We start from the raw sequence: 16780 nt of genomic DNA on the forward strand, positions 1-16780 counted from the left end.
GGACGCCTGGGCGGTCTTCCGTGCCCATAACCCAGCGTTTTAGTGGAACTTGAGCACGAAGTCGACTCCGATTAGTGGTGGCGACGAACCGAAACAAGCTCGCTGTTGCCAAATTGTGACCATACCAATGTGGAAAAAGTTGCTGCGTTCACTTGTCAAACCCAACGGTTAGACAGTTTACTGGTGAACGTCCGATTCACTTCTTGAACGGAACAGCACTCATATTCCAATGGAGGAACACAGAATGCGTAAGCCACTTTCCATTATCGCCGGGGCGGTGGCCTTAGGCCTCGTTCTTGCGGGCTGCTCGAGCACCCCTAGCTCAGACCCCGAAAACGCTGACCAGGTTGAGGTATTCACCTGGTGGGCCTCAGGATCAGAAAAGGTCGGCCTTGACGCTCTCGTCACGGTATTCGCCGAGCAGAACCCTGACATTGAGTTCATCAATGCGTCTGTAGCTGGCGGCGCCGGCTCCAACGCCAAGGCAGCTCTTGCGTCACGTCTTGAGTCGAATGACCCGCCGGACACGTTCCAGGCTCACGCCGGAGCAGAGCTCACGGACTACATCAACGCCGGTCAGCTTCAGGACCTCAGCTCGTTCTACCAAGAGAACGGACTCACCGATGTCTTCCCCGAGAGCCTGATCGAGCGCATCACCGTTGACGGCGCCATCTACTCGGTACCTAGCAACATCCACCGTGCCAACGTCGTCTGGGCCAACACCCAAGTGCTCGAGGATGCCGGCATCGACCCGATGGCCGCTCCTGCCGACATCGACGCGTGGCTTGTTGACCTGAAGAAGCTCAAGGACGCCGGAGTCGAGACTCCTCTCGCTCTCGGAACCGAGTGGACTCAGATGCAGCTCTTCGAAAACGTGCTCATCGCTGACCTTGGCGCTGAGGGCTACTCGGGACTCTGGACCGGCGACACCGCCTGGGATGACGCTGGAGTAGAAACCGCAATCGGTCACTACGGCGACCTGCTCGAGTACACCAACAGCGACTTCGCTGGCCTCGACTGGGATGCTGCAACGCAGATCGTTCTCGATGGCAACGCCGCCTACAACGTCATGGGTGACTGGGCCGAGTCTGCATTCCAGCAGGCTGGTTGGACCTACGACGACGAGTACACCACCTGGGCAACCCCCGGCACCGATGGAGTCTTCGACTTCCTCGCTGACTCGTTCACCCTCTCGGTAGGTGCTCCTCACGAAGCAGCTGCCATTGACTGGCTGACGACCATCAGCTCGGCTGAGGGCCAGAAGGCATTCAACCTTGCTAAGGGTTCGATCCCGGCACGTACCGACACGGTCGCTGCTGACTACCCCGCGTACCAGCAGACGGCTATCAAGTCGTTCGGCGAAGACACCGTTGTTAGCTCGCTCGCCCACGGTGCAGCAGCAAGCATCGCCTGGTCAGGAGACATCTCTTCGGCCATCGGTAAGTTCGGCGCCGACCGCGACGCAGCATCGCTGCTTTCCGGACTCGTTGCCGCTGCTGACAAGGCTCAGGGCTAACTAGCACCACGAGAAATAGTGGGTGGGGGCAGTAATGCTCCCACCCACTACCGTGCAAACCGAGGAGCTCGCGCGTGAAAAAAGGATACAAAAACTGGGGCCCACCGCTCCTCTTGATATCCCCGACGATTATCGTCCTCGGGATATTTGTTTATGGCTTGATCGGCGCCAACATCTCGGTGTCGCTCAGCAACCGGAACAGTCTTGTTCCCGCTACTGAGTTCGTTGGACTCGATAACTACATCGCTCTGTTTGGCGAAGAGCGCTTCATCCACTCGCTTCAGAACCTTGGTATCTTCACCCTCTTCTTCATCGGTGGCACCATGATCTTCGGATTCTTGTGGGCGTGGATGCTCGACAAGGGCGTCACCGCAGAGGGCGTTTTCCGCTCGGTGTTCCTGTTCCCCATGGCGATCTCGTTCGTGGCATCCGGTGTCGTCTGGCGCTGGTTGCTCAACAGCGCTGAGGGTGACCGTGCATCCGGACTCAACCGGGTCTTCGAGAACCTCGGGCTCGACTTTCTCCAGAACTCGTGGTGGAACGATCCAACCTGGGGCATGGCGGCCATTGCGTTGCCCGCCATCTGGCAGCTCGCCGGCTACGTCATGGCGCTCTTCCTTTCGGGCTTTCGTGGCATCCCTGAAGAGCTGCGCGAAGCAGCCCGCATGGATGGCGCGACCGAGTGGAAGCTCTACCGCTACGTGATCTTCCCCCAGCTCAGCCCCGTCGCGCTGTCGGCTCTCATCATCGTCGGCCACATGTCGCTGAAGGTCTTCGACCTCATCATGGCGATCACCAAGTCGATCTACCAGACCGAGGTTCCCGCAACCTACCTGTGGGTTGCTTTGACCTCTAACGACTACGCCAAGTCGGCCACTATCGCGACGATCCTGTTGCTCTTCGTTGCCGTCGTAATCGTCCCGTACCTGATCTACACCGCTCGCGCAGAGAAGAGGCAAGGATGAGTGTCGCAACTGGACTCGACAAGAAGCCAAGCGAACCCACCACTGAGTCGCACATGCCGCAGAGTTCGGCGATCCGTGCGCGGGCTGGTCTGAGCCGCACCGCGAAGTACGTGCTGCTGGTGTTCTTCCTGGTCATTGTGCTGATGCCCGTGTACGTGCTGATCGTCACGAGCCTCAAGCCGCCGCAGGACGTCAACCCCGCCACCTCCTGGGGCTTGCCCGTTCGCTGGCCGTGGGAACCCGCGTTCGAGGGCGGACCAACCGGCTTCGACAACTGGGCTCTCGCCTGGAACGCGCTGTCGGCATCCATCGGTCGCACGTTCTTGCTGGCGATCCCTGCCGCACTGATCGCGTCGTTCCTCGGAGCAATGAACGGCTTCGTTCTCGCCCGCTGGCGCTTCCCGTACGCCGACGTCGTCTTCACGTTCATCCTGTTCGGAATGTTCATTCCGTACCAGGCGATCATGACGCCGCTCGTGCAGATGAAGACCAGCCTCGGATTGCCGAGCGATGTCTCCACCCTGCTCGTGGTGCACGTGATTTACGGTTTGCCGATCTGTACGTTGATCTTCCGCAACTACTACGCCGGCATCCCTCACGAGCTCATGGAAGCTGCCCGCATGGATGGTTCGGGGATGCTGCGCACGTTCCGCAGCATCGTCTTGCCGCTGTCGCTCCCCGGCTTCGTTGTCACGATCATCTGGCAGTTCACCTCAGCGTGGAACGACTTTCTGTTCGCGCTATTCCTGTCGAACCAGAATGAGGGGCCTGTATCGCTCGCGCTCAACAACCTGGCACAGGGAGCTCAACTGGCGAATTATGGTGCCGCGATGGCGGGAGCGCTGCTTGCATCGCTGCCCACACTGGTCGTGTACATCGTGCTCGGCAAGTACTTCATCGGCGGTCTGATGAGTGGCTCGGTCAAGAGCTAAGTACCCCGTACGGCAGTGAGCCGCGTCATCCTGTTCCGCTTCGGCGGGGTGGATGGCGCGGCTTTTGTCATGAGCGCAGGCGTAGGGCGGCGGTAGGCCGGCGCTGAGGGGTGCGCGCTGAGCGCGTTAGGCGCCGAGCGTGCGCAAGTACGCCAGCGCCACCATCAGGATCGCCGCAGTGGCCGCGGTGGCACCAATCGCAACCGCAATGAAGGCGGTCGGATGCCGTTCAAAAAAGTAGAGAGCTTCGGGATAGTCTTCGCGAATTTCGGCGGTCGATACTGGGCCGTGAAGCTCAGTAACGGGAACAGAGAACGCGGCCACGATCTGGTCAAAGTGTTCGGGGGCCCAATACTGGCCACGCATCCGAAGCAGACGGCGTTTGTTGGCGCCCATCACAGCGAGCTGCGTGCGCGTCTCTAAGCCATCGCTCGTATAGACCTTGGCAAGAAGAATGTATTGGGCATCGGCTTTATCGAAGTGGACGTTGCGACCGAAAAAGCCGCGTTCGCTCACGACGGGGGCGTCAGCAGAGAACCAGATCCCGATACGGAAGTAGGCGATGATGGCGCCCACCGCGACCAGAATGGCAACAATCTGCGTGATGACTACGGCAAGCCAGGGGCCATCGGGAAGCACGATGAGGTAGAGAACGCCGAAAACCGGGCCAAGAAAAGCTAGGCCAGCGATGACGCCGCGGTGATACAAGCTGCGGGGCGGACGGACCCGGTGACGCGGATCGCGTGGCGACAAATCATAAGGATTGCTGTTCTGCGACAACGGCGTTCCCTTCGTTTTTTCGCGTGGGCGATCACAATGGGGTAAGTGCGGAGAATGGGGGATTCGAACCCCCGAGGGCTTGCACCCAACACGCTTTCCAAGCGTGCGCCATAGGCCACTAGGCGAATTCTCCTGACAGGTTGAAAGCGGGTTAGCGCAAACAGCCTCAAGTGATCATAACGGGGTGGGCGGCCCAGTGGTAATCGGCGTCGTAAACACGGTGAGTTGGGGCCGTGGCTTGGGCGCGCGAGGGCCAAGAATTTTGGGTAGACTGGGGGCGGCTCCTCGCGTGGCGCCATCCAGGCCAATTCCCCCAGGACGGAAACGTAGCAAGGGTAACCGGGCTCTGGCGGGTGCGCGAGGGGTCTTTTCTGTTAAGCGCCCGGCATCACCTTCTGGGGTGCATCTTCCGGCGTAGGCTGGAGAGGTGACGCGGAATATCTACATCACCTCCATCGAAGGCCACGCTGGCAAGTCCACCATCGCCCTCGGTCTGCTCGACACGCTCAGTCGTGAAGCTAAGAGTCTGGGGGTGTTTCGGCCGGTCGCGCGCACCAGCGATGAGCGAGATTATGTCTTAGAGATGTTGCTCGGTCACGAGGCTGTCAATCTCAGCTACGACGAAGCTGTCGGCGTGGGGTACGACGACGTGCACGCTGACCCCGAGCTGGCGCTCAGCCGCATCATCGAACGCTTCAAGGCTGTCGAGGCCCAGTGCGACGTTGTCGTGATTGTGGGTTCTGACTACACGGATGTCGGCAGCCCCACCGAGCTTTCTTACAACGCACGCGTCGCCGCGAACCTCGGTGCTCCGGTGCTCCTGGTATTGGGTGGTCAGTCTGAGGACGGCGAGAGCCGTAGCCCCGCCGACATGGCTCAGGTGTATTCGATTGCGCATCAAGAATTGGATGCCGCTCACGCGCGTCTGGTCGGCGTGATCGTCAATCGGTCTGACCCCGACTTCATGACCGACATCATCGCCGGAGTGAGCTCAGCGGTCGGCGACGATACTCCGGTGTGGGCTATCCCCGAAGACCCCTTCCTTATTGCGCCCAGCCTTGCCTCCCTACTCACTGCCGTTGATGGTGAATTGCTGCGCGGCGACGATGATCTGCTGCAGCGCGAAGCGCTCGGCGTAGTTGTGGCCGGTATGACGATGGAGAACGTGCTGCTGCGTCTCATCGAGGGCTCGGTCGTGGTGGTTGCTGGGGACCGATCGGATGTGTTGTTGGCGACGCTGATGGCGCACGCGTCGGAGACGTTCCCTTCGCTCGCGGGCATCATCCTGAACGGTGGCTTTGATCTGTTGCCGCAGATCGAGCGCCTCATGGATGGTCTCGATGTGTCGTTGCCGGTGATTCGCACGTCGTTCGGCACCTATGACACGGCGCGCATTATTACCAAGACGCGCGGTCGCTTGGCTGCCGAGTCTCCCCGAAAGTTCGACACGGCGCTTGCCCTGTTTGAACAGCATGTGGATGCCGCAGAGCTGCTGCGTCGACTCGACCTGCATCCGCCCACCGTCGTCACGCCGCTCATGTTCGAGTACGGTCTGCTTGATCGCGCTCGCAGCATCCCGCAGCACATTGTGTTGCCGGAGGGCAGTGATGACCGCATTTTGCGCGCATCGAGCACGCTGTTGCGTCGGGGCGTTGCCAAGCTCACGATCCTGGGTGACGAGGGCGAGGTGCGTGGTCGTGCGGCTGAACTCGGTCTCGATATCTCGGGCGCGAGCATCCTGAGCCCGTTTGATGAAGAACTGCGCACCCGATTCGCGACGGAATATGTGAAGCTGCGTGCCCACAAGGGAATGACCATGGAGGTTGCGCGAGACACCGTGACCGACGTCTCGTACTTCGGCACCATGATGGTGCACTTGGGCCTGGCTGACGGAATGGTCTCGGGTGCAGCGCACACTACGGCTCACACCATCCGCCCCAGTTTCGAAATCATCAAGACCAAGCCAGACGTATCGATCGTGTCCAGCGTCTTCTTGATGTGTCTCGAAGATCGCGTGCTCGTCTACGGCGACTGTGCCGTCAACCCCGACCCGGATGCCGCTCAGCTGGCGGACATCGCGATCTCGTCTGCCGCGACTGCAGCCCAGTTCGGCATCGAACAGCGCATCGCCATGCTGTCGTATTCCACCGGCGCATCGGGCACCGGCGCCGACGTTGACAAGGTGCGGGCCGCTACCACGCTAGTCGTCGAACGCCGCCCTGATCTTGCCGTCGATGGCCCCATCCAATATGACGCTGCCGTGGATGCCGCCGTGGGCAAATCAAAAATGCCAGACTCAGAGGTCGCCGGCCGTGCCACCGTATTCATATTCCCCGATCTGAATACCGGCAACAACACCTATAAGGCCGTGCAACGAAGTGCTGGAGCGGTAGCCATTGGGCCCGTGCTTCAGGGCCTGCGCAAACCCATCAACGACCTTTCGCGTGGCGCCCTCGTGCAAGACATCGTGAACACTGTGGCGATCACCGCAATTCAGGCTCAATCGGTCGCCGCTGAGGCCACCGCACAACGTGGCATCGCCGACGATGCCTCTGCCAAGGAGTAAGAATGACAACCGTCTTCGTAGTGAACTCCGGTTCCTCGTCGATTAAGTGGGAACTGCTCGATGCCGAGTCCGGTTCTGTCTATTGTGGCGGCATCGTAGAACGCATCGGAGAACACGGCGGAGGAGCCGCGGACCACGACGACGGAATGCGGCAGATCTTGGCCGAGCTCGGGGACGAGCATCCGGCAGTCGTCGGCCATCGTGTGGTGCACGGCGGGGCGGAGTTCACTCAAGCCACCGTGATTACGGATGCGGTTGAAGATCGGCTCGAAGAGATTTCGGTGCTGGCGCCGTTGCACAACCCCGCCAACCTCAAGGGGATCCGGGCGGCGAGGGCGACATTCTCGACCGTGCCACACGTCGCAATTTTCGATACCGCATTCCACGGAACGCTGCCGCCCCACGCCTACACGTACGCGATCAATACGGAACTGGCCCGAGTGCACGGCATCCGTCGCTACGGTTTTCACGGCACCTCGTACCGCTACGTCGCGGGGCGCACGGCCGCAGTCCTGGGCAAAGATCTTGCCGACCTCAAACTGATCGTGTTTCACCTCGGCAATGGGGCATCCGTGTGCGCGATCGACGGCGGTCGCAGCGTCGACACCTCGATGGGGATGACACCGCTCGAGGGGCTCGTGATGGGCACCCGCTCCGGCAACATCGATCCTGGGGCACTCTTCCATCTCGGCAGAGCAGGAATGGACCTCCCCGGATTAGACCACTTGCTCAACCGTGAGAGCGGCTTGCTTGGTATGACCGGCACCGGAGACATGCGCGATGTGCAATCGAAGGCGGATGCTGGCGATGAGCAGGCGCAGGCGGCGCTCGGTGTTTACTACCACCGGCTCCGTCACTACCTTGGTGCGTACCTCGTGGCCCTGAGCGGCGCGGACGCCATCGTGTTCACCGCGGGCGTGGGGGAGAACAACGCGAACACGCGCTTGGCGACCGTCGAAGGTCTCGAATCGTTCGGCATCGAAATGGATGTTGCCGCCAACGCCGCAGCCAATCATGGCGAGCGCGTCATCTCAACGTCCGATTCGCCCGTCACGGTGCTCGTTATCCCTACGAACGAGGAACTGCAGATAGCACGAGAGTCTCTCGAGGCTGTAACCCGATAGACCAATTATTTGTCCCCCTTTTTGGTCTATTGTGACTGATTGTCGTTTCCTCGTATTATGTGCGTGAGGCCGAATTCGGGCGGACTTAACTAGGGGCTCACCACCCCGCGAGTAGCCAACCACTACTCGAGTTAACGACGTGTGCAACGTGCGCGTCGGCCTCGTGATCAGGGGGAAATTGTGGTCTTCGGGGAACAAATTTTTAGTACGCACAAGCAGTCGCAGGGACTCGCTCCCGCACTTCGAGTCGGCATAACGACGTTGGCAACGGCTGGCCTTGTGGCCTTGTCCGTTTTCTCTGCTGGCGCTCCGGCGCAGGCCTTAGCCGGCGACGACTCCATTGCAGAGTCGACTTTTCTCTCCGGAACGCTGCTTGAGAATCTCCTACCGGTAGGCCTCAACCTTGGTTACTCGAGCGCAAGCAACGACGGCACTCAGTCACTCCAGACCGATACGTCAAGTATTGACGCGCTTGTCGGTGCTGCGGCCGGCGTCGGTCCTGTCGAGGTTCCGATTGTTCTCGCGGATGTCGGTCTTCTCGGGACTTATGCCAAAGCGGCTAACGATGGCAGTTCCGTCGCGGCCTCCGGTCTAGTGAACGCGAGCGGTGACGTCGGGGTTGCTGTTGTTGATCCCTCCGGCGTTCCGTCAGCGCTGTCCCTCGACTTGACCGAAATTCTCGTCGACGGATTTGCGACGGAACTCACACAATTGAAACTTGACGTCGGGGCAGTCAGCTCACGCGCTGAGTCCGTCGAAGCGGCTCCCGCAACGGGGGACTACGAGATTGTCGGCTCGCAACTCTTGCTCACGAGTGACACCATCGCCGGTATTTCGGCGACCGTGGACTCGCTCGCCGGCACGTTGACGGGTGCAGTCGACGCAGTCGTCGGTCCCGGCGGGACCCTGTTAGGGACGGTGACTTCGACGGCATCCGCGGCATTCGACACTGTCGGTGTGGTCAGCATCGGAGATACCTCTGCGAGCGTGTCCCTGGACCTCCCTGGTGTCATAGCGCCATTACTGACCGAGATTCGAACTGGTCCGGCTGCGGACCCGGGACCGGTCACGGTAAACCTCGGCACGGGTGAGGTTGTGATCGATCTTGCGGCACTGCACGGCGGCACCCTCGATGACCTCCCGGCAAATACGCCTGTGCTCACCGCCGACGAGCTCAGCGCAATCTCACTCGCCGTGACTGCAATCCTGGGCGATTTCGCCGATGAACTGGAAGAAGTCGTTACTGCAGCGCTTGAAGAAGCTTTTGTTCAGATTGACGTCAACCTTCGAGTCAAGCTGCCGCTGACGAGCGTTACCATTCCCCTCGCTCAGATCTCGGTGTCAGGCACGCTCGCAGAACTTGCTGATGGCACCGGTGCGATCACGGCAGACGGCTTGGTCAACGTGATCGGAGTGAAGTCCGTCGTTGACGGACTCGCTTCGGCGCTGGTCGCGCCTCTGGGATTGGTCGTTAGCCCGATCGTCGCTCCGCTGATCGATCCGGAGGTGGGCGCTCTCAAAGCATTCATTGACGGGATCCAGACAGGCGTCATCACGCCGGTCGCAAACGTGTTGAACCCGCTGCTGCTCACTCTCGACGCGATTGTGGGCCTCACGGTCAATAACCAAGAACTTCTGGGGGAGTCCCCGAATCAGCAGTTCGTCGAAACAGCGCTAAGAGTGGGGTTGGTCGAGAGTCTTCTAGAGCTGGACGTCGCACGCTCAGTCGTCGGACCCAACAATGCGGGAGTGCGCCCCGTAATCACCGATGTCGACCCCACAAGTGGTCCCGCATCGGGTGGCACCCCGGTGACTCTGACGGGCACTGACTTCGGCGGTTCCACCGGCGTCACCTTCGACGGCTCCGCAGGCACAGATTTCACTGTCGTGAGCGACACGGAAATTACGGTCACGAGCCCGGCTCACGCCGCCGGTGGCGTTGAGGTCATCATCCAACATCCCGCCGGTGCTTCGGATGCTGGCGAGTTCACTTTCACTCCGGTGCCTGTCATCTCGTCCCTCACCCCAGACTTCGGCCCGATCGCGGGCGGCACGGTAGTCACAATTGAAGGAACTGACTTCACCGATGCCACGGGCGTCACGTTTGATGGAACTGACGGCACAGAATTTACCGTCGACAGTGAGACGCAGATTACGGTGACGAGCCCCGCCCACGATCTTGGCGTCGTCGACCTCGTCATCGAGCGAACAACGGGCAACTCGGTTCCGACCGACTTCACCTACCGGGGAGCTCCAACCGTCTCAGACCTCAGCCCTGTGCTCGGACCGCTTGCCGGTGGAACCGAAGTGACGATTACGGGCACCGGCTTCACCGGTTCCACGGGAGTTACCTTTGATGGTGACCTCGGAACTTCGTTCACGATCGTGAGCGACACCGAAATCACTGTCGAGAGTCCGGCGCATGACGCCGACACCATCGCAGTGGTGGTGCAGCATCCGATCGGCAACGTGGATGCGGGTGACTTCACCTACACCGCTGCGCCGATCATCTCCTCGCTGTCGCCGAACATCGGTCCGGTCGAGGGTGGCACCGACGTGACCATCACGGGCTCGGGTTTCGATGCCGCAACGGGGGTCACATTTGATGGGGATCCGGTCACTCCGTTCGCCATTGTCGACGACAACACCATCACCCTCTCTTCCCCGCCTCATGATGCAGCGACCGTTGATGTCGTGGTGTTGAGTACGCCAGCCGATTCGGCGCCGGGGACCTTCACGTATCAGGAAGCTCCCACCGTGACGTCGATCGCTCCGGATGAGGGACCGCTCGTGGGGGGAACTGAAGTTACCATCACGGGAACCGGCTTCACCAACGCGACGGGCGTGAGCTTTGAAGGCGAAGATGGAACGTCTTTCGAGGTCGTGAGTGACACTGAAATCATCGTCACGACACCTGCAGGAGTAGAGGGCGCAGCTGCGGTTGTGGTCCTCCATCCCGCCGGCAATGCGGATGCGGGAGACTTCACCTACGTTGCCGCTCCGACCGTCTCGGCAATGGTTCCTGTTCTAGGGCCGATCGCTGGCGGCACCACCGTCACGATTACGGGCACTGGTTTCACCGGCACAACGGGCGTCACGTTCGGCGGAATCCCCGCCACCTCGTTCGACATCCTGAGCGAGACTACGATCGAAGTAGAAACTCCCGCTCACTCGGCCGGCCCTGTTGCCGTCGTCGTGGAGCACACTGGCGGAGACGTTGCTGCGGGAGACTTCACGTACTTGGCAAGCCCGAGCGTTAGTGGCCTGACCCCGAGTTCTGGTCCCCTGGCTGGCGGCACTGTCGTCACCATCACGGGCACCGGCTTCACCGGTGCAACGGGCGTGACCTTCGACGGAGATGCCGGAACGCTGTTCGAGGTCGTGAGTGACACCGAGATCACAGTGACGAGCCCGGCTCACGCCGCTGGCTACGCAGCCGTTGTAGTTCAGCATCCGATTGTCAACGCGGATGCTGGCGACTTCACCTACACCGCAGGCCCGGCGATTGCGTCAATGGTTCCTCCTGTCGGACCGGTAGCCGGCGGCACTGTCGTCACCATCACAGGCACCGGTTTCACTAATGCAACGGGCGTGACATTCGACGGGGATGTCGGAGCATCGTTCGACGTCGTGAGTGACGCCGAGATCACAGTGACGAGCCCCGCGCACGCTGCAGGAGCCGTCGACGTGATCGTGACCCACGCTGCGGGTGATTCAACGCCGGAGCCGTTTACGTATCTTGCTGACCCCACGGTGACCCTCGTGTCGCCCAACGCGGGTCCGCTCGAAGGCGGCACCGAGGTCACCATCACGGGCACCGGCTTCACCGGAGCAACGGGAGTGACATTCGATGGCGAGGATGGAACGTCGTTCACCGTAGTGAGTGACACCGAGATCACCGTGACGAGCCCACCGCATGCTGCAGGGACTGCGGCAATCGTGATCCAGCATCCGATCAAGGACACCGATGCCGGTGACTTCACGTACGCTGCGGCCGGCATTGCGATCGTCAATTCGATGTTCCCACTCAGTGGACCAGACACAGGCGGAACGCTTGTGACGTTGCGTGGCAGCGGCTTCTTTGGTGCGACTGGTGCACGCTTCGGTGCTCTCTGGGGAACTGATTTCACTGTCATCAGCGACACGGTGGCAACCGTGGTCACCCCGGAGCACGAGGCCATGTGGGTTCCTGCGATGGTCGCCTCTGGTGCTTTGGAGGTCAGCACGCCTGGATTCACGTTCGAGCTCACGACTCTTGCGTTGGGCGAAGACGATGGTCTGGCCTTCACCGGATCCTCTCCCACTAACGGAGCGCTCCTCGCCCTCATGCTTCTCGGCATGGGCGCGGCGCTTCTGATTTCTCGACGCCCCACCGGGCGCCACCGCGCGTGAAATTGGGGTGGCCGCGCACTGGAGCGCTGCCACCCCATCACTCGCCTCGAGAGCTAAGTGCGTGCAGGGCTTTCCATCCCCCCGGGGAGCCCTGCACGTCTATTCGGGTAATGCATGCCACGGATCAGGTGTGGCGGTGGTCGGTAACCAGCCGACCAAGGAAAGATTCGGAGCGCACCGCAGAGCGGTTTGGTCAACGGTGAAAAAAAGTTGGGGACTCACCGGCGCCTGCGCTTGTTCGCCCTCAGCGCGTTGGGATCGTCAGCGGGCACGACTACGCTAGGGGCGTGGTTGCTGCCCTATATCGCCGATACCGGCCCGAGACTTTTGCTGAACTCATCGGCCAATCTCAAGTGACCGATCCGCTGCGCACAGCGTTGCGCACCGATCGGGTCAATCACGCCTATCTCTTTAGCGGTCCGCGTGGCTGTGGCAAGACGACATCCGCCCGTATTTTGGCTCGCTGCTTGAACTGTGCCGAGGGCCCGACCGACACCCCCTGCGGCGTGTGTGCGTCGTGTGTTGAGCTGTCGCGTGATGGTGGCGGTTCGCTCGATGTTGTCGAGATCGACGCGGCAAGCCACAACGGTGTTGAGGATGCGCGTGATCTGCGTGAGCGTGCCGTGTTTGCTCCGGCCCGCGACCGTTTCAAGATCTTCATTCTCGACGAGGCGCACATGGTGACGCCTCAGGGATTCAACGCGATGCTCAAGATTGTTGAAGAGCCGCCGGAGCACGTGAAGTTCATCTTCGCGACTACGGAGCCAGACAAGGTGATTGGCACGATTCGTTCGCGCACCCATCACTACCCGTTCCGTTTGGTGCCGCCTGCTCAGATGCTCGACTACGTTCAGCAGCTGTGCGAAAGCGAGAACGTCGAGGTTGAGCCAGGAGTGCTTCCCCTCGTTGTTCGTGCCGGCGGCGGTTCGGTGCGCGACACTCTCTCGCTGCTCGACCAACTCATCGCTGGCTCCGACACTGCAACGGTCGGTTACGAGCGCGCCGTTGCGCTGCTGGGTTACACGCACGCCGAGCTGCTCGACGAAGTAATTGACGCCCTCGGCACCGGCGACGCTGCCGCTGCGTTCTCGTCGGTCGACCGCGTCATCCAGACCGGTCAAGATCCGCGTCGTTTCGTCGAAGATCTTCTTGAGCGGATGCGCGACCTCATCGTTGTCGCAGCCACCGCAGACAATGCAGCCTCCGTGCTGCGCGGCATCCCGCAAGATCAGCTTGAGCGCATGGCGCAGCAGGCCCACACGCTCGGCGCTGCTGAGCTTTCGCGCGCCGCGGATGTCATTAACGCAGCGCTCTCCGAGATGACCGGTGCGACATCGCCGCGCCTGCATCTCGAACTCATGCTGGCTCGCATTCTGGTGCCAGCAAGCGATAACACCCAACGTGGTGCACTCGCCCGGGTCGAGCGCCTCGAACGCCGTATCGGCATCGAGGGTGACGCACCGCTCGCGGCAGCTCCGGCTGCCACCGCGGCACCGGCGCGCACTCTGGCACCGTCAGCTGCGCCATCAGCGGCACCGGCTGAGCGTCCCGCTGAGCCCGCTCCGAGCGTCTCGGCAGCAGCAACACCACCGGCGCCACAGGCGGCGGCACCAGCGGCTGCCTCAACTGCGCCCGCTGCCGCCCCACAGACGCCAGCGGCATCCGATACTGGGCTCTCTGCCCCCGCTTCGCCACGCACGACGCCGGTGTCGTTTCAGCAAGTCAGAGATGCCTGGCCCGAAATTCTTGACGTCGTCGAGAATCTCAAGCGCACCGCATGGATGGTCGTGTTCACGGCGAAGCCTCTCGAGCTTCGCGACGACAAGATTTTGGTGCTCTCCTTCCCCAGCCAACGCGACGTTGATGCTCTCAAGCAGCGCAGTGCGCCAGGCGAAGGAGTCGGCGACTATCTCAAGAAGGCCGTCGTGCACGTGCTCGGTTTCGAGCCCGCATTCATCGCGAAGGTTGAGGGTGCGCCGTCAGCGCCGCCCGCTGGCCGTCCCACAGCCACAGCGCCCGCGGCGCCTCAGCAAGAATCGCGGATGCCCGCCCCTGAGGTTTCACCGGAACCCACAGCTCAGCCGCGCTCGCCGCAGCGCACAGCGTCCGCAGTGGACGACGGCCCCGAGCCTGAGGAACCTGCGCCGGCCGAAGATCGTGAACCCGGGGGATGGGCTGTAGCGGCCATTCCCGAGTCTGATCCAGAGCCCGAGGGTGATCCTGCGGCGGCCCGTGGTGGCGCTGCAGCACAACGCACTGTCACAGCACAGGCGCAGCAGGCCCAGCAAGCTGCGAAGAAGCCGACAGCCGATCGCTTGGCAGCCGCGGCCGCAGCTGCGCCCCCTGCCCCGCCAGAATCAATGGCAAAAGCAGCAATGACCGCAACGGCCGCGCAAATGGATCGTTCGCGTTATGGCGAATCTGTGGTGCGCGAACTGCTGAACGCAACCTTTATCGAAGAAGAGCAAGTGGCGCCCCGTGTGGTGCCGCAGCCGAGAGACGAGTAACCCGTGTACGACGGAATTGTTCAAGAACTGATCGACGAACTCGGTCGGCTTCCCGGCATCGGGCCCAAGTCTGCTCAGCGCATCGCTTTCCACATTTTGCAGACCGAAAGTTTCGATGTTCGTCGGCTTGCAGAACTGCTCAACGACATCCGCGACAAAGTGCATTTTTGCGCCATTTGCGGCAACGTAACCGAGCACGATACGTGTTCGATTTGTCGTGACGCTCGCCGTTCACCCGCAACGATTTGTGTGGTCGAGGAGGCGAAAGACGTCGTCGCTATCGAGCGCACTCGCGAATTCCACGGGCTGTATCATGTACTCGGTGGAGCCATCAGCCCCATCGATGGAATTGGACCCGACCAGTTGCGTATCAAGCAATTGTTGGGCCGGTTAGCTGACGGCGTCGTCACAGAAGTCATCATCGCGACCGACCCCAATCTCGAAGGTGAAGCAACCGCGACCTACCTCACGCGACTTCTCGTTCAACCTAACCTTCGCATTTCTCGTCTCGCGTCCGGGCTCCCGGTCGGCGGAGATTTGGAATATGCCGACGAGGTAACCCTCGGTCGTGCATTCGAGGGTCGTCGAACGATCGGCCACTAGCCCCCGTAACGAAATACGTCGGGTGCTGCCTGCACCGTTAGACTCGCATTTTGGGCACCAGCTGCCCGTTCAACCACGCTTCAGGAGAACAATGAGCCTCATCGTTCAGAAGTTCGGTGGCTCGTCCGTTGCCGACGCTGAGAGTATTAAGCGCGTCGCTAAGCGCATCGTAGAAACCCGAAAGGCCGGAAACGACGTTGTTGTTGTCGTTTCAGCCATGGGAGACACCACCGACGAACTGTTTGACCTCGCCGCGCAAGTCGTGCCCGTACCGACCGGTCGTGAGCTCGACATGCTGCTCACCTCTGGCGAACGAATTTCGATGGCCTTGCTCGCCATGGCGATCAAGGGTTTAGGCGTCGACGCCCGAAGCTACACCGGTAGCCAGGCCGGAATGGTCACGGATGCTCAGCACGGTGCCGCGCGCATCGTGGAGGTGTCTCCTCGCCGCGTCAGAGAAGCCCTCGATGATGGCGCGATTGCGATCGTTGCGGGATTCCAAGGCTTCAACCGCGGAACCGGAGACATCACGACTCTCGGTCGCGGTGGCTCTGACACCACCGCGGTAGCCCTCGCCGCCGCGCTCGGCGCCGAGACGTGCGAAATCTATACCGACGTCGATGGCATTTTTACGGCCGATCCCCGCATCGTGAAGTCAGCGGGCAAGGTCGAAGTCGTCACGAGCGAAGAAATGTTGGAGCTTGCTGCGGCAGGCGCCAAGGTGCTCGATGTGCGCGCGGTGGAATATGCGCGCCGGCACGGGGTAACGATTCACGTGCGGTCGTCGTTCAATAACAAGACAGGCACGTTGGTAGTCAATCCGAAGGATGGAGAGAGCGTGGAAGAAGCAATCATCACAGGTGTTGCCTCCGATCTGAGCGAAGCGAAGATCACGGTGGTAGGAGTTCCTGACGTTCCAGGAAAGGCTGCTCAGATCTTTACGATCGTGGCCACCGCTAATGCCAACATCGACATGATCGTTCAGAACGTTTCTGAGGCGGCCACCGGTCGCACCGACATCTCCTTCACTCTGAAGAAGTCGGATGCCGAAGATGTGCTTCGCGCGTTGACCTTCAATCAAGAAGAGGTTGGCTTCGAGTCGCTGCAGCACGATGACCAGATCGGAAAGCTCTCCGTGGTCGGTGGCGGCATGCGCACCAACGCTGGAGTGTCGGCTCGACTGTTCACGGCTCTGTTCGAGGCTGGCATCAATATGGAAATGATCTCCACGAGTGAGATCCGTATTTCTGTCGTCACGCGTGCGGACACGGTAGCTGAGGCGGTTCGCGTTGTGCACACGGCCTTCGGTCTCGATGGTGACGAAGAGGCTGTCGTTCATGCGGGAACGGGCCGCTAACCGCGCTTCGCGGCCAAATTTTCTTATTATTCGGCGCT

10 protein-coding genes, 1 tRNA gene and 1 other RNA gene are annotated in these 16780 nt (G+C 61.1%); 10 read left to right on the top strand and 2 right to left on the bottom strand.

The annotated features are described in order from the left end of the window. Positions 1–244 precede the first annotated feature (244 nt). The 3 genes from I6E56_RS11405 to I6E56_RS11415 all read left to right on the top strand — a co-directional run bounded on the left by I6E56_RS11405 (position 245) and on the right by I6E56_RS11415 (position 3413). Positions 245–1516, top strand: coding sequence for an ABC transporter substrate-binding protein (locus I6E56_RS11405; protein WP_197138642.1), 1272 nt, complete (start codon positions 245–247; stop codon positions 1514–1516). Between the two features lie 74 nt (positions 1517–1590). Further along, on the top strand, positions 1591–2481 hold the full coding sequence (locus I6E56_RS11410; protein ID WP_129073069.1) for a carbohydrate ABC transporter permease: 891 nt from the start codon (positions 1591–1593) through the stop codon (positions 2479–2481). Next, the gene (locus I6E56_RS11415; RefSeq protein ID WP_129073070.1) at positions 2478–3413 is read left to right on the top strand and encodes a carbohydrate ABC transporter permease; all 936 of its coding nucleotides are present in this window, start codon (positions 2478–2480) and stop codon (positions 3411–3413) included. The genes I6E56_RS11410 and I6E56_RS11415 overlap by 4 nt, the downstream gene beginning before the upstream one ends. A 126-nt stretch (positions 3414–3539) precedes the next feature. Here the strand turns inward: I6E56_RS11415 and I6E56_RS11420 are convergent, their stop codons facing one another. Then, positions 3540–4193, bottom strand: coding sequence for a hypothetical protein (locus I6E56_RS11420; RefSeq protein WP_197138643.1), 654 nt, complete (start codon positions 4191–4193; stop codon positions 3540–3542). A 48-nt stretch (positions 4194–4241) separates the two neighbouring features. After that, positions 4242–4326, bottom strand: a tRNA-Ser gene (locus tag I6E56_RS11425). 143 nt (positions 4327–4469) lie between these two features. On the opposite strand from I6E56_RS11425, the gene ffs reads away from it, so the two are divergent. The 7 genes from ffs (at position 4470) to I6E56_RS11460 (ending at position 16742) form a co-directional block, all read left to right on the top strand. Beyond that, an RNA gene (gene ffs, locus I6E56_RS11430) (signal recognition particle sRNA small type) lies at positions 4470–4566 on the top strand. Between the two features lie 54 nt (positions 4567–4620). Next, on the top strand, positions 4621–6759 hold the full coding sequence (gene pta / locus I6E56_RS11435; RefSeq protein WP_197138644.1) for a phosphate acetyltransferase: 2139 nt from the start codon (positions 4621–4623) through the stop codon (positions 6757–6759). Positions 6760–6761: 2 nt separating this feature from the next. Next, positions 6762–7883: an acetate/propionate family kinase gene (locus I6E56_RS11440; protein ID WP_197138645.1), complete on the top strand. Its 1122-nt coding sequence runs from the start codon at positions 6762–6764 to the stop codon at positions 7881–7883. 279 nt (positions 7884–8162) lie between these two features. Continuing rightward, positions 8163–12275 (top strand): IPT/TIG domain-containing protein, encoded by a 4113-nt coding sequence (locus I6E56_RS11445; RefSeq protein WP_197138646.1) that lies wholly within the window; start codon positions 8163–8165, stop codon positions 12273–12275. Between the two features lie 287 nt (positions 12276–12562). Then, the gene (locus I6E56_RS11450; protein ID WP_197138647.1) at positions 12563–14782 is read left to right on the top strand and encodes a DNA polymerase III subunit gamma and tau; all 2220 of its coding nucleotides are present in this window, start codon (positions 12563–12565) and stop codon (positions 14780–14782) included. A 3-nt stretch (positions 14783–14785) separates the two neighbouring features. Then, positions 14786–15385 carry a recombination mediator RecR gene (gene recR, locus I6E56_RS11455; protein ID WP_197138648.1) on the top strand — a complete coding sequence of 200 codons (600 nt, stop codon included), beginning with the start codon at positions 14786–14788 and terminating at the stop codon, positions 15383–15385. Positions 15386–15476: 91 nt separating this feature from the next. Next, positions 15477–16742 (top strand): aspartate kinase, encoded by a 1266-nt coding sequence (locus I6E56_RS11460; protein WP_197138649.1) that lies wholly within the window; start codon positions 15477–15479, stop codon positions 16740–16742. Positions 16743–16780: the final 38 nt, after the last annotated feature.

It is taken from the genome of Salinibacterium sp. NK8237, assembly GCF_015864955.1.
Lineage (GTDB): Bacteria > Actinomycetota > Actinomycetes > Actinomycetales > Microbacteriaceae > Rhodoglobus.

Excerpts from the sequence above, each read along its gene's own strand:
- I6E56_RS11440 (WP_197138645.1), top strand. The coding sequence starts at position 6,762 with ATGACAACCGTCTTCGTAGTGAACTCCGGTTCCTCGTCGATTAAGTGG.
- I6E56_RS11415 (WP_129073070.1), top strand. The coding sequence starts at position 2,478 with ATGAGTGTCGCAACTGGACTCGACAAGAAGCCAAGCGAACCCACCACT.
- I6E56_RS11460 (WP_197138649.1), top strand. The coding sequence starts at position 15,477 with ATGAGCCTCATCGTTCAGAAGTTCGGTGGCTCGTCCGTTGCCGACGCT.
- I6E56_RS11405 (WP_197138642.1), top strand. The coding sequence starts at position 245 with ATGCGTAAGCCACTTTCCATTATCGCCGGGGCGGTGGCCTTAGGCCTC.